The organism is Sulfurovum sp. (assembly GCF_041551015.1).
GTDB lineage: Bacteria > Campylobacterota > Campylobacteria > Campylobacterales > Sulfurovaceae > Sulfurovum.
Genome location: NZ_JBFENQ010000035.1, coordinates 1 through 13980 on the forward strand (window position 1 = coordinate 1; position 13980 = coordinate 13980).

Genomic DNA, 13980 nt, shown 5'->3' on the forward strand with positions numbered 1-13980 from the left:
AATATCTCGGCGATCTTTTTTAAGTGGGAACGTTTCTTGGCGTTTATCAATAAAGAGTATGATCGGTTTGATCATTACCAGGCACGTGTAAGTTTTGCACGTGCAAAAGAGTATGAGTTTATTTTACCCAGTAAACATAAACGTATCAAATTACAGGATTTTGCACATCCTGCTATAGAGAACCCCGTACCCATTACCATGGATTTCTCTAAACAGATCATGCTTGTCACAGGTGTTAATGCCGGTGGTAAAACGATGTTACTCAAGTCAATGCTCTCAGCTGTCTACATGAGTAAGTATCTGCTTCCTTTTAAATGTAATGCAGCACAAACTGAAGTGGGGCACTATAAGAGCATAGAAGCGGTCATAGATGATCCTCAATCTGTGAAGAATGACATTTCTACTTTTGCAGGACGTATGCAGGAGTTTGCAAAACTCTTCAACAAAGAAGATGCCATTGTAGGAGTCGATGAGATAGAGCTGGGTACAGATAGTGATGAAGCAGCCAGTTTGTTCCGTGTGATGTTGGATGAATTGCGAAAAAAGGGTATTACCTTTATCGTGACAACACACCATAAGCGTTTGGCTTCACTAATGGCAAGTGATGATGAGGTAGAACTCATTGCAGCACTCTACGATGAAGAGCAAAGAGTACCTACCTATACCTTCTTACAGGGAAGCATCGGAAAGAGTTATGCTTTTGAAACAGCACAACGGTACGGAATACCTGTAGCCATAGTCAACAAAGCAAAAGAGGTTTATGGTGAGGACAAAGAAAACCTCAATGAACTTATAGAAAGATCTACCTCACTTGAACGTGAAATGCGTATGAAAATAGCTAAGATAGATGATGAACTAAAGTCAGTAGAGAGACAAAAACAAAAACTTCTTGATGAAGAGGTGAAGCTTCAGGAGAGTCATAGAAAAGCGATTGCAACACTTGAGAATCGTTATAATGCAGCGACAAAAAAGGCAAGAGAAGCTCTCAAAGCACAAGAATCAACAGAAGGTAGACGTCTGCTTAATGTGGCACATCAGCGTAAAGACTTCAAACAAAAAGAAGTAAAATTAAAAGATGAAATACCACTTAAAGAAGGCGATAAAGTGAAGTATCGTTCTCATAAAGGTGAGATACTCGCAATCCGCGGAAAAGATGCTACAATCATCGTAGATGGCTTGAAGATGAGAGTACCTCTGGGACAACTCAAAAGAAGAGGAGATGCCCCTCAGATAAAAGTAAAACCTAAACCAAAAGAGGTCAAGGTCAATGTTGAAAAGTCAGGGGCAGCTGTCTCAGTAAAATTACTCGGTATGTATGCAGATGAAGCCATAGAGACGGTAGATAAATTTCTCTCAGATGCACTGGTGAACGGACTGAATGAAGTACAGATCATTCACGGTACTGGTGGGGGTGTGTTAGCAAAACTGGTAAGTGAATATCTTAAAAAACATCCTAAAATACAGAAGTTCTATAGAATGCCTGGAAATCTAGGAATTACTATAGTTGAATTATAGAACTTTCTGAATACTTGAGCACTTATAATAGGTTTTACAATGGTATATTTTGCGAGAGCCTTTCAAGTTCTATCATAGTTAAGAAGAAGTATGGTTCTATAACCCCTCTTTTAACTCCAAAAGGTATAATATAAGCATTAAAATGTTGCAGGAGAATTACGTGAGCATTAAAGATGATGTGAATTATGTAAAAAAAGAGTTAAGCAGTGATGAAAAGGTACTTGAGAGTGCTTTCAAACTAGAATCACTGTATAAAAAATATAAGTTTCAATTGTGGGGTGTTGCTGCAGCACTTATTCTGTTTTTTGGTGGGCAAGCAGTCATGACTGCCATGCATGAAGCAAAGCTTGTAAAAGCAAATGAAGCATTCTTAACATTACAAAATAAAAGTGATGATGCAAATGCGCTTAAGGTGCTTAAAGAGAACAACCCTGCACTGTTAGAGCTTTACACCTATGCTCAGGCAGTGAAAAAAGAAGATATCAAAGCGTTAGAGTCTTTGGCTGCAAGTCAGAATAATGTGATTGCAGATGCAAGTGCTTATACTGCAGGTGTTCTCAATAGACAACCTGTGGATTCAAAACTCTATAATGAGCTGGCACTGTTTGAAGAAGCATACTTGGCTATCGTTGCAGGTGATGTAAAAATGGCTCAGAATAAATTGGAACTTATAGACGAACGTTCAGCACTTTCAGTCATTAGAGAGTTCCTTAGACACTCTACCATAAAGGCAAATTAATGAAATCTTTGTCACTACTTACCTTTAGCATAGCAGCATTATTGTTTTCAGGATGCAGCAGTAAAAAATATTTTGAACCAGAACAAACATTTTCAGCATCTAATGCTTCAACTTCGTATGGTGGGAGTATGAGTGATATTAGTCGTGAAGGTGGAACACTTAAAAGCGGTCAATATATTGGTAAAGAGGGTGTAAGCAGTATCAACCTTGGGGAAGGATACAGATTTTTAAATGAAAATGATACTTATGTATTGGCTACAAATGCTGAGGGTATTTTAAAGATCATTGATAAAAAAACGAAAGAAACTGTACGTGCAGTATCTTTAAAAGTACCTGTGGTTTCTGCAACGATCCAAAATGGTACCATCGCATATATCCTTAACAGTAATACCTTTGGTATCTATCAAATGGCAGGCAATAGAAAAGTGGTTGAGAGTCGCTCTGAGGCAATATTTGCCATTGATACAAGAGCAGCAAGTCCGATCTTTATCGATAGTTTAGTTGTTATGCCTATGCTTGACGGGAAACTCATTATTGTCAATATAGAAGACAGTGAAAATGCAAAAGTCGTCTATCTCAGTACGGAAAAATTCTTTAATAATATTATATACTTGTCTCGTAAGGGCAACACTATGATTACAGCAACGCCAAAAAAACTTCTTAGCTTAGGTAATAAAGGACAGAATGAGTATAAGGCAAATATCTCTGAAGTAGCTTTTGACAACGGTATTATTTATATCTTTACAAAAGAGGGCGAAATAATTGCATTGGATAGCAATTTAGAAAAGGTAGGAGAAGCAAAGTATAAATTTGCACACTACTCTGTAGGTACAGCCTTTAATGGCAGGGTGTATGGTTTAGATCAAGGGGGCTCACTTATCGTTATGGACAGTACTCTGAGTAAACACAAGATCTATGATCTAGGAGAAGTAAGTGAACCAGCATTTATTGCAGGAACAAAGCTCTATAAAGATGGCGATATAATTGAATTATCTAAATTAGGTTATGAGTGATCTACTAATAGCTTTTGAAGAGTATCTAAGTGTTACTAAGGCACTGGATACACTTACCATTTCTTCTTACCTGGGTGACCTTACCCAGCTGGAAGAGTTGAGTCAAAAAACATTGACGAAACTCGATACTACGGATATATTAAAATTTTTATCTACTTTTGAAAACAAAAGAACGTTAAATAGGAAACTCTCTTCTATCAATACATTTTTTCATTTTTGTCACAAGCAAGATTTTACACACGAAAAAATAAAGATCCCTATGGCAAAAATACCCAAGAATCTACCCAAATATATGAGCAGTGATGAGATACTGCAAGGTCTAAAAAATATAGACAGAAGTAAAGTGATGGGGTTACGTGATTATGCACTCATACTGTTTTTGTATGCGAGCGGATGCCGTATCACTGAAGCATTGAACGTACAACGTAGTGATATTGTAGAGGGCTGGCTGAAGATACGTTTTTCCAAAGGGGAAAAAGAACGTATAGTTCCTCTTGCACCTATAGCCGTTGAAGCATTGGAGATGTATATGCAGGAACAGGATATGGGCAGCAGTTATATTTGGTTAAATTACAAAGGTGATCTGCTCAGTCGTATCTCTGCGTATAAAATAGTGAAGAAGTATTTGGGCGTATCACCTCATGTATTGAGACACTCTTTTGCTTCTTCTCTTATTATTGGCGGTGCAGATCTGCGAGTTGTACAAGAGTTGTTAGGGCACAGTTCACTGGAAACCACACAGATCTATACACATATACAAAAACAGAACCTGGCAGAGACAATGAACAGTTATCATCCGTTAAAAGGAGCATCATGAAAGCATTGGTTGAATATTTAAACCATAAAAATATTATTTTTAAATCTCTTCAAGAGATCATGCCCAAAGAACTGGGTTCCCGTAAAAAGGTTTCACTCTATTTGGGTCTTGATCTAAAAGGCTATTATGCACTGGTTATGGAAGTTGAAAAGAAGAGCAGGGTACTTCGAAAAGAAGCAGGTGAATTGATGCTCTTACATGAAAAATTAGAAAAATATATTGATAGCAAGATCACCAAAAAATATATACTGATCAAAGCACCATTGTGTTCTCGTGCTAAGGCTATGTTGGAAGAGAATGGATGGAAGGTATGGCATGTACCCGAGTAAAATGACAAATGCCCATGGAGTGGAGAATAGTGTATTGCTCGCCGATATCGGCAACACTTATTTCCATATTTACAATGGGAGTGAAATCGAGCACTTATCGTATGAAGAGGCTATTCGTAAATACAGCAAAGAGGCACTTTGTTATATTTCAGTGAAACAACAACTGGACAGTACTATAGCAAATATATCCTTGTGGAAAAATATCTCCAAAGAGATACAATTGCAAGGAGCATATGAAACGATGGGTGTAGATAGAAGAGCATTGTGTTTGAGTCATGATGATGGTATTTTTGTGGATGCTGGTTCTGCAATTACAGTTGACATTATGCAAAATGGTGAGTATATAGGTGGCTTTATATTACCCGGGTTAAAAGCGATGCTACAAGCTTATAGCTCTATCTCTCCGGTCTTGGATACAGAGTTAAATGAAACGATATCTTTAGCGCAATTACCTGCCACAACTAAAGATGGGATAAGCTATGGTATAATCGCGTCTATAAAAGCACTCATAGATAAGCATAGTGATGGTAAAAAGCTTTATTTTACAGGTGGAGACGGAAAACTTTTGTCAAGTTTTTTTGAGGAAGCCACTTACGATGAAATGTTGGTTTTTAATGGGATGCGAAAAGCACTGAAAGCGACTAGTCGCTGAGCTTCCTGCTGAAGGAAACTAAGTGTTAACGTCAGTCTTTGAAGCTTTGCTTTAGAGGCGTATATATAAAATGCTAAGGAATCAGAGATATGTTAACAGTAGCACTTCCAAAGGGAAGAATAGCAGAGCAAACACTTGAAATATTTGCAGAAATTTTCGGTGGAGAATTTAAGTTTGAAGGTAGAGAACTCATATTGGATATGGGTGGGTTTCGTTTTTTAAATGTACGTAATCAAGATGTTCCGACTTATGTAGAACACGGTGCAGCAGATATCGGTGTCGTAGGGCTTGACGTTATCACTGAAAAAGAGCTGGATATTATCCAGCTTCTTGACATGCAGTTGGGTAAGTGTAAAGTGGCTATCGGTATCAAGAACGAAGATGAACTTGACTGGTCACGTCCTAATATTAAGGTCGCGACAAAGATGGTAAACATCACTAAAAACTACTTTGCCAATAAGGCAGTAGGAGTAGAAGTAGTGAAACTTTACGGTTCCATAGAATTGGCTCCTCTTGTCGGTCTCGCAGATGCGATTGTGGACATCGTAGAAACAGGTTCAACGATGAGAGAAAATGGATTGAAAGTGGCTGAAGATATCATGGATTCTTCTGCACATCTTATCTCAAATAAAAATAGTTTTTATGCAAAGAAAGCGGAGATTCTTTCTTTATATGAAAAGATCAAAACTGTTGTAGAAAGCCGTGGCTAATTCTACTGCAGACTCACTTGACCTCTACGCAAAAGTAGAGGATCTTCTTGGTGTAAAAGAGGTTGCACCGACTCTTTATGCACATTACCTTCTTTTTTTAAACTCTATAGATTTTGACAGCCTTTTAGATGTGGGTTGTGGTTCCGGAGATTTCTTACGCCAAATACAAGGTGCATTAGATATTCTTCAAGTTAAAGGGGTAGACCTCAGTCCTCTTATGGTCTCAAAAACACTCGAACAAGGTTATGATGCAGAGTGTATAGACTTATGTGACCTAAAGGGTCAGTATGATGTATTGACGGCTGTATTTGACATGTTGAACTATCTAGATGAAGCACAATTAACACAATTCTTAGCATGTGTAAAAGAGCATTTAAATGATGGCGGATATTTTCTTTGTGACATAAATACGCTGTATGGTTTTGAAAATGTAGCAGTGGGCTCTTACATAGTAGATGATGAAGAGAGATTTTTAACTGTGGACAGTGACTTTGAAGAGGGTGTATATAGTGCCGAGTTCACACTTTTTGAAAAAGAGGGAAGCCGTTTTAAAAAATCTCAAGAGACGATTAGACAATACCATCATGCTATAGATGACATAGTGATGTTAAGTGGTTTGGAATTGGTACAAAGTGATGATGTCAATCTTTATGATTTTGATGAATCGGATAAAATGTTTCTCGTATTGAGGAAAGTCTAAAGAGGGGATTTGTTTTATAATGAAGTCCATCATTAAAGATGGACTTTGTGTAAGACGGATTAAAATCTATCTTACGTTTTCAAATGGGTTTTCAACAACATTTTTTCTATCTACGATATAAGGAATAAGTGCTGTTTGTCTAGCTCTTTTGATTGCGCCTGTTACAAGCTCTTGGTGTCTTTTACAGTTACCAGTGAGTCTTCTTGGCATAATTTTAAATCTCTCACTAAGTGAGAATTTAAGTTGTCCCAAGTCTTTGTAGTCTATAAAGTCTACTTTTAATTCACAATATTTGCAAAATCTTTTTTTAAATTTTCTTCTTTCTGCCATGGTGTTCTCCTAAAACGGTATTTCATCTTCATTGATGTCAATTTCTGGAATGTTTGACGTAGGTTGTGGTGCAGCTTTTGGAGCAGACGGTGCAGGTTGGCTATAGCTGTTATTTGATGGAGCATCATAATCTGATGATCCACTTTGACTATACCCGTTACCACCCATAGGTGCTGCTTCGTCTTTACCTCCAAGCATTTGAAGGTTCTCAACAGTTACAGAATGTCTGCTTCTTTTACTTCCGTCTTGTGCTGTCCACTGATCTAGCTTCAATCTTCCATCTACTAAAACTTTGCTACCTTTACGTAAGTACTGATTTGCAATTTCAGCGGTTCTACCAAAAAAAGTAAGGTCTATAAAAAGTATCTCTTCTTTTTGTTCACCAGTTGCAGATTTGAATTTACGTGAAGTTGCAATGGCAGTATTACCGATGGCAGATCCACTTTGTGTATATTTAATCTCAATATCTCTAGTGAGGTTTCCGGCTAAAATAATCTTGTTGTACATAAGGTTGCTCCTAATCTATTGTTGATTATGCTTCTGTATCTTCTGTTGCAGATACTTCTGCTTCAGGTGCTTTTGACTCTGCCGCAGGTGTAGCTTCTTTTTTGTTCGCTGCTGCCACAAGTTTATCAAATTGTGCGATCTCTTTGTTTTTAGTGTATTTAACAGTTAAGAACTTAATGATATCTTCATTGATCTTAAGGTTTCTCTCAAGTTCTTGGATCGTGGTACCTGCCGCTTTATAGAAAAGAACAGTGTAGTAACCTCTATTATGTTTTTCTACTTGGTATGCAAGTTTTCTCATACCCATATCATTCGTACCAACTAGCTCGGCACCTTCTTTAGCAAGAACATCTTTTACTTTCGTAATCTGTGCTGCAATCTCTTCTTCTGTAAGTGTAGGTTTAACTACAAACAGTGTTTCATAACAAGTCATATTGTTTCCTTTTGGTTTAATAGCCCATGTATACAGCCGCAAACAAACATTTTTCAATGTAAGTATAGCTGTCCAAAAATGAGCAAGAATTTTGGAAGCGTTATATTACAATAATATCGCTTAGGCACACATTAGAAGATTTTTTACATATTTTTTGTTAGAAACTCTTAATATTAATAAGTTTTCTTGTATTATTTGATAAAGTTAATTTATACAAAAGGGATTTATTATGGAAAGAAGAAATTTTTTACGTTTATCAGCAACATCAGCAATGGCAGTCGCAATTGCACCATCACTTATCACTCAAAAGCTTTATGCAGAGGATGGAAGCCTGTTTCAAACATTTGAAAAAGTACAACTTAAAGATGCTGAAGGTAATCCACTTAAATCCAAAGCGTTAGTTGTAGAAGAGAACTATATATTTATGTATCCACATGTAGGTACGCCTGCAATTATGGTTGACTTACCTGAACCTGCCCAAAAAGATATTAAGCTTAAAGCTGAAGATGGCACGGAGTATATCTATAGGGGAGGTACTGGTGAAAAAGGAACACTTGTTGCCTATTCTGCGATCTGTCAGCATCAATTGACTTACCCTACAGCTGCAATGAGTATGTTCCAGTATGTGCCAACTTCAGGAAAAACATTAGCGTATGATAAAGCAGGTGTTTTTGTGTGTTCTTCACATCTTGCTGCATATGATCCAAAACAAGGGGGAAAAGTAGTAGGTGGACCAGCAAATCAAGGTTTGGCTTCTATCATTCTTGAAATTGATGCAGATGATAATATCTGGGCAGTTGCTGTACTCGGACCAGTGAAGTTCCAAGCATTCTTTGATGCATTTAAACAAGAGCTTAAAGCTGTTTATGGAAGAAAAGGTGCTAAAAAACTTACAACTGGCGAGGCAAAAGTACAACCACTTAAAAATTTCTCTGCCGAACTAATTCAAGCGTAAAACCGACATATAAGGTATGATAAACCACATCATATCTTATAGTTATTCCTTCAAAATATCCTTGTGCCCTTTGGTTACATCTTCAAGAAAATTCATAAAATACTTCAAAATAATTGAGATTAAATGCAACTTCTGTCATAATTTAATTACTTTATATTATGTAAAGAGATTAACAAAACAATTCTAATAGGAGACATTATGGCAATGAATAGAAGAGATACGTTTAAACTAGCGGGTGTAGCTGCAGCGGCTGCAGCAATGCCAAGCATGGCAGTAGCGAGTGAGAAAAAAGCAGCTGCAAAGAAAACTACAGGTAAATCAGTAGTGATCGTTGGTGGAGGTTTTGGTGGTTTAACTATGGCTAAAGCACTTAAAAAGAAAGACAATAGCATTGAAGTAACTGTAATTGAAAAGAACAACATTTTCATGGCATGTCCTTTCTCTAATACACTACTTGGTGGTCTTGATGGTGTAACTTTAGACACTTTTGTGGGAGATTACTATCAGCCGGCTGCTAAGCATGACTATAGCTTTGTAAATGCAACTGTAACTGCGATCGACAGAAAAGCAAAAACTGTTACAACAACAACTGGCGAAATTGCATATGATATTCTTGTACTTTCTCCAGGTATTGCATATGATTATGAAGGACAATTCCCAACATGGTCAGCAGAAAAAATTGCAGAGGTATCACAGGCTTGTCCGTCTGGTTTAATTCCAGGCAATGAGCATATTGCATTGAAGAGACAGCTTGACAACATGGATGATGGTAACGTGATCATCGTACCTCCTGCAAAAGGGAAATACAGATGTCCTCCAGCACCATATGAAAGAACATCTATGGTAGCTAACTTCATGAAAAATGAAGGTATCAAAGGAAAAGTAATTGTTCTTGATACTAGAGGCGGTAAATTTGCCAAAGGTGCAGCATTTAAAGAATCTTGGGATGATATTTTTCCAGATATCATTGACTATAGAGGTCTTACTGAAGTAGTTGATGTTGATACAGCAGCAAAAACAATTACATATAAAGAATTCGCAAATGCTGATGATGAGAAAGGTGTAACTAAAACTGAGAAGTATGAAGTCTGTAATCTTATGCCTATCAACAAATGTTCACCAGTAGTTGCTATGGCTGGAATTGAAGTAAATGGTGCAGGTTATGCAATGATGGACGGTTATAGCTTCAAATCTAAAACTGATTCAAACATTTATGTAATTGGTGATGCAGTAACTCATGGTATTCCACCAAGTGGACAAACAGCTATCTGGGGTGCACACAGAGCAGCAGGTCAAATTGCTGATCAACTTAACGGTAAAGTTTCTGATCCTAAAGCAGGTCTTCCAGCTAAAGCTGCAAACGTATGTTTCTCAATGGTAGGTGGTAAACCAGAAGAAGCGATCATGGTAACTCATACATTCACAGCAGATCCAAGTGGTATGCTTAAAGGTGCAGGAAATGTTCCTAAACCAAAAGATGGCGGTGGTAAATTCAGATCTAAAGGTACTGCTACAGCTACTAGAGAGTGGTTTAGTGGTGTTATGAGAGAAATGTTCTCTTAATAGAAATAGATAATCTTTTCGATTATTTGCACTCATCTTTGAAAGGTGAGTGCAGTTACATACTGAAGTATGCTCCTTTACTCAAACTTTCAAATCTAAATACAACTAATCAAAAATTTTAATCTTTTTAGTAATTTCTTACAGATATCCTTGCAATTTAATCAACATACTGTAAATCAATACCTCTTTTTGGGTAGCAGATGCTTTTTTGATGAGTATCTCACTCTCCAGTAAATGTTCAAATATCTTCAGCAGTGCAGCAGACTTTACACGTAAGGCTAACTGTGCTTTTTGTTCTTCGATCTGTTTGGGTAGTTTATAACCAAGTATCGCTGCTGAATCTACATGACCATGAAGCTTGATATATGCATGGAAGAGGAAGATTTGATTGACAAAATATTGTGTGGAGCGAAGCAGTGAAGCTTCATCTTCTCCCAGTTCAAGCAGTTTGGTAATGGTTGCCGTGATAGGCTTTTTGTTAAAAAGGTCTATAAGTAACTGTTCTGTTGCCAGAGGTGCTGTAGAGTAGACAAGTCTGTCGATATCTTTACTTGTGACTTTCATGCCTAGAATGGCAAGTTTATCCAGTTCATTGGCACAAAGGGACAAGTTATTATTGAGTATAAGCATGAGGTGCTGTAGGGCATAGTGGTCTATGTCAAGTTGTATCTGTTGTGCTTTTTGTTGCAGCATGGCTATGCCGTCACGAATGTTTGGTTCGAAAAATCGTACCCATACCCCGCTTTTTTTCTCGGTAAAGGCTGCTTGCATACTTTTTGCATCTTTAGCAGCACCGGAATAACCATAGAGGAAATAATTATCTCCATTTTTATTCGCAAGTTCTATGAGAATGTCCAGTTCTTTTTTTGGTATCTTCTTATCGTGTTTGACCACCACAAGATTTGTTCCGCCAAACAGAGAAGTTTGGGAAAGAAAGTTCTTTGCCTGTTCAAAGTTCCACTCATCGTGATAGAGACTAAGCATACTCTCTTTGGCATCTGTCTTTTTGATATAGGTATCTATGTAAAAGTCTACAAGATAGTCATTTTCACCATAAAATAAAACGGCTTTTGGGAAAGCCTGTTTGAGTTTCTGGTCAAATTCTCTTTGGTACATTAGACTAACTCCATTTCCTCTTTACTCAACTTTTCAACAAGTTCAACCATAATGATGGCTTGTGCAATGTTAGCTTCGTTGATCATTACTCTTACTTTATCAAAAAGCATCACATCATCACCTTTAAGATACACAGTGACCCCTTTGATATCGCCTAACAGTACAGCTTTGGCGCTTTCATCTGCTTCGATGATCTCTGCATCAAAAACTTCACCTATATGCTGCGCTGCCCAGCGTGCAAATTTACGGTCTCGAAAATCCCATTCTGCCTTAGTGGCTTCTCTTTCCAATTCACTTACCCTTGCACAGAGCGGCTCGATATTTCTTAACAGATAACTTGCCTCTTCTGCTTCATCACGCAGTTGGGTTTTAATGAGACGGTGCAGTATAAGGTCGGAGTATCTACGTATAGGTGAGGTAAAATGGCTGTAGTGACTAAAGCCCAGTCCAAAGTGTCCTACATTGTGTGCTGCATAAGAGGCACGACGTAAGGACTTGATGATCATAGCATCGACTTCTGAGGTAAGATTCATTTTTGCTGCTTCTTTTTGGATGGCACGTATAAGTGAAGGGGAGTCTTCATACTCTTCTACATAGAGACCAATAGTAGCTAAATCAGCAAGTAAAGCCTCTGTCTTCGCAAGCTGTGGTGGCTCGTGTATACGAAAGATACTGTCACCTTCTCCTGTAAAACGTTTCGCTGCAGCTTGGTTGGCCAGAAGCATACACTCCTCTATAAGTGAGTGTGATGGTGTCCCCGTTTCTATCTGTGTGTCAACAAGAATATGGTCTGCATCAATACTGATTTTTGTCTCTTCACTTCTAAAGTCAAAACCATGTTTGAGTCGTTCATTGTGTAAATTAACGGTTATTTTTTGTAGAGGAAGCAACCATGTTAAGATCTGTGCTATAGCACCAGTGATACCTTCAGAACCATTTTCCAATATATCATCTATATTGTCATAATTAAAACGGTGTTTTGAGTGGATGATCGCTTCAAAAAACTCTTCCTTTAAAGGTTTTAGTGTAGTTTTGTCCAACTCTATCTTTGCTACAAATGCAAGTCTGTCTACTTTGGGTTTGAGTGAACAGATATTTTCACTGAGTTCACGAGGAAGCATAGGGAAAGATTTGTGTGGAAAATAGGTGGTAAAACCACGTTTTTTTGCTTCTTTGTCTATGTTGGTAAAGAAAGGCACATAGTGACTTACATCTGCTATGGCAACATAGAGTGTATGGGTTTCCATATCAAAATAGATGGCATCATCAAAATCTTTTGCAGTGACGGGATCGATGGTACAAAAGTCCAGATGTGTGAGGTCCACACGATCGGGATGTTCTTCTTTGGTAACTTCTAGCTCTACATCCAGTGCATCAGTGACACACTCAGGGGGAAATTCATCTTCACGCTCATAGAGTGCCAATGAGATCTTTTCATCGACTTTGGGATCATCTAGAGTTCCCATGACTTCAAGGACTTTATCCGTATCAACATCTACTTTGAGTACCGTACCAAGTTTAAACGCTTTAATGTCCATACCTTCCATGACAGCATGTGTAGGCTCTCCAGTACGGATATTGAGTATAAGAAAATTACCCGATTCGTCCCTATGGGTGTAAGCAATAGTATAAAGGTAAGCTTTTTCTATAATAAGCTGTACTTTACCACTGGCACGTCCGCGTCTGGCAATGATGCGTTTTGCAACGACAACATCACCATGTTTTGCACCCCACAGGTCATCAGGCTCTATAAGCAGGTCTCTTTGCTCTTTAAACTCTGCTTCTACATAACCTTTGCCATCATTACCTATATAGAGTCTACCCACACGATAGATAGACTTCAGTTTCCATAGTCCATCTACTTCTTCAATGGCACCCAATTGCTGCAGTGCCTGAAAACTGTTCTGATCTTCTTGTTCGATGTCTGAACTAAGACATCCATTGATAAGTTGTATGGCAAATGGGGACATGTTTAGCTGCTCTCTTAAATGGTATATAAAGTAAATAATTCTGTTGTTTTAATTAAAGGTAATTATATTACTTTAACGCTTCAAGTCTCTCTATTCTTTGTTCCGTACTTGGGTGTGTACTGAAGAGTTGCTTCAGTGACATATCTTTACCCGTAAAAGGGTTGATGATGAACATATGTGCTGTCTGCGGGTCTGCATCATGCAGAACGGTTTTTCGCGCATAGTTGTCCAGCTTGGCCAATGCACTCTGTAACCACTCAGGGTGACCCGTCATACGTGCGGCACCTTCATCTGCCATGAACTCACGATTTCGACTTACCGTCATTTGTATGATGCTTGCAGCTATAGGCATCAGAAGCATCAAAATGATCATGACGATCGGATTTGGTCTGTCTCTGTCTCCTCCTCCAAAAAACATACCAAACTGTGCAAGCATGGCAATGGCTCCAGCAATGGTTGCAGTCACAGTACCGATGAGCATATCATAGTGTTTTATGTGACTCAGTTCATGTGCGATCACGGCTTCCACTTCTTCTTCTGTCATCATATGTAAAAGGCCTTCGGTAACAGCAACAGCGGCATGTTCATAGTCTCTACCTGTGGCAAATGCATTGGGTTGTTCTTCAGGGAT

Annotated in this window: 16 protein-coding genes; 10 read left to right on the forward strand and 6 right to left on the reverse strand. The window is 38.1% G+C overall.

Features of this window, described 5'->3' with window-relative positions:
• The 8 genes from ABZC96_RS03660 to ABZC96_RS03695 all read left to right on the forward strand — a co-directional run.
• The coding region (locus tag ABZC96_RS03660; RefSeq protein ID WP_373029157.1) for a Smr/MutS family protein at nucleotides 1–1515 on the forward strand (1515 nt) is incomplete at its 5' end.
• 160 nt (nucleotides 1516–1675) lie between these two features.
• Nucleotides 1676–2254: a hypothetical protein gene (locus ABZC96_RS03665; protein ID WP_373029159.1), complete on the forward strand. Its 579-nt coding sequence runs from the start codon at nucleotides 1676–1678 to the stop codon at nucleotides 2252–2254.
• Entirely contained in the window at nucleotides 2254–3267 is a 1014-nt protein-coding gene (locus ABZC96_RS03670; protein ID WP_373029160.1) for a hypothetical protein, read from the forward strand. The genes ABZC96_RS03665 and ABZC96_RS03670 overlap by 1 nt, the downstream gene beginning before the upstream one ends.
• On the forward strand, nucleotides 3260–4084 hold the full coding sequence (locus tag ABZC96_RS03675; protein WP_373029161.1) for a tyrosine-type recombinase/integrase: 825 nt from the start codon (nucleotides 3260–3262) through the stop codon (nucleotides 4082–4084). Before ABZC96_RS03670 ends, ABZC96_RS03675 begins: the two co-directional genes overlap by 8 nt.
• The gene (locus ABZC96_RS03680; protein WP_373029162.1) at nucleotides 4081–4413 is read left to right on the forward strand and encodes a hypothetical protein; all 333 of its coding nucleotides are present in this window, start codon (nucleotides 4081–4083) and stop codon (nucleotides 4411–4413) included. The genes ABZC96_RS03675 and ABZC96_RS03680 overlap by 4 nt, the downstream gene beginning before the upstream one ends.
• Nucleotides 4400–5065, forward strand: a complete 666-nt coding sequence (locus ABZC96_RS03685) for a type III pantothenate kinase (protein WP_373029163.1) — start codon at nucleotides 4400–4402, stop codon at nucleotides 5063–5065. The genes ABZC96_RS03680 and ABZC96_RS03685 overlap by 14 nt, the downstream gene beginning before the upstream one ends.
• Nucleotides 5066–5154: 89 nt before the next feature.
• Nucleotides 5155–5775, forward strand: coding sequence for an ATP phosphoribosyltransferase (gene hisG / locus ABZC96_RS03690; protein ID WP_373029164.1), 621 nt, complete (start codon nucleotides 5155–5157; stop codon nucleotides 5773–5775).
• Entirely contained in the window at nucleotides 5768–6475 is a 708-nt protein-coding gene (locus ABZC96_RS03695) for a class I SAM-dependent methyltransferase (protein WP_373029165.1), read from the forward strand. Before hisG ends, ABZC96_RS03695 begins: the two co-directional genes overlap by 8 nt.
• A 66-nt stretch (nucleotides 6476–6541) precedes the next feature.
• Here ABZC96_RS03695 and rpsR read toward each other — a convergent pair whose 3' ends face one another.
• The 3 genes from rpsR to rpsF are packed head-to-tail and all read right to left on the reverse strand — an operon-like array spanning nucleotide 6542 to nucleotide 7745.
• Nucleotides 6542–6805, reverse strand: a complete 264-nt coding sequence (gene rpsR / locus ABZC96_RS03700) for a 30S ribosomal protein S18 (protein WP_373029167.1) — start codon at nucleotides 6803–6805, stop codon at nucleotides 6542–6544.
• 9 nt (nucleotides 6806–6814) lie between these two features.
• Nucleotides 6815–7312, reverse strand: coding sequence for a single-stranded DNA-binding protein (gene ssb / locus ABZC96_RS03705; RefSeq protein ID WP_373029168.1), 498 nt, complete (start codon nucleotides 7310–7312; stop codon nucleotides 6815–6817).
• Nucleotides 7313–7337: 25 nt separating this feature from the next.
• Nucleotides 7338–7745: a 30S ribosomal protein S6 gene (rpsF, locus tag ABZC96_RS03710; protein ID WP_373029170.1), complete on the reverse strand. Its 408-nt coding sequence runs from the start codon at nucleotides 7743–7745 to the stop codon at nucleotides 7338–7340.
• 229 nt (nucleotides 7746–7974) lie between these two features.
• Between rpsF and ABZC96_RS03715 the strand changes: the two genes are divergently transcribed.
• Nucleotides 7975–8700: a Rieske 2Fe-2S domain-containing protein gene (locus ABZC96_RS03715; RefSeq protein ID WP_373029171.1), complete on the forward strand. Its 726-nt coding sequence runs from the start codon at nucleotides 7975–7977 to the stop codon at nucleotides 8698–8700.
• 198 nt (nucleotides 8701–8898) lie between these two features.
• A complete protein-coding gene (locus ABZC96_RS03720) occupies nucleotides 8899–10263 on the forward strand; it encodes an FAD/NAD(P)-binding oxidoreductase (RefSeq protein WP_373029173.1) in 1365 nt (454 codons plus the stop codon).
• A 138-nt stretch (nucleotides 10264–10401) separates the two neighbouring features.
• Here the strand turns inward: ABZC96_RS03720 and holA are convergent, their stop codons facing one another.
• From holA to ABZC96_RS03735, 3 genes are all read right to left on the reverse strand, one after another.
• Nucleotides 10402–11379: a DNA polymerase III subunit delta gene (gene holA / locus ABZC96_RS03725; protein ID WP_373029174.1), complete on the reverse strand. Its 978-nt coding sequence runs from the start codon at nucleotides 11377–11379 to the stop codon at nucleotides 10402–10404.
• Nucleotides 11379–13349, reverse strand: a complete 1971-nt coding sequence (locus ABZC96_RS03730) for a VacB/RNase II family 3'-5' exoribonuclease (RefSeq protein WP_373029176.1) — start codon at nucleotides 13347–13349, stop codon at nucleotides 11379–11381. The genes holA and ABZC96_RS03730 overlap by 1 nt, the downstream gene beginning before the upstream one ends.
• A 67-nt stretch (nucleotides 13350–13416) precedes the next feature.
• Nucleotides 13417–13980: M48 family metalloprotease (locus ABZC96_RS03735; RefSeq protein ID WP_373029178.1), on the reverse strand; the 564-nt coding region annotated here is incomplete at its 5' end.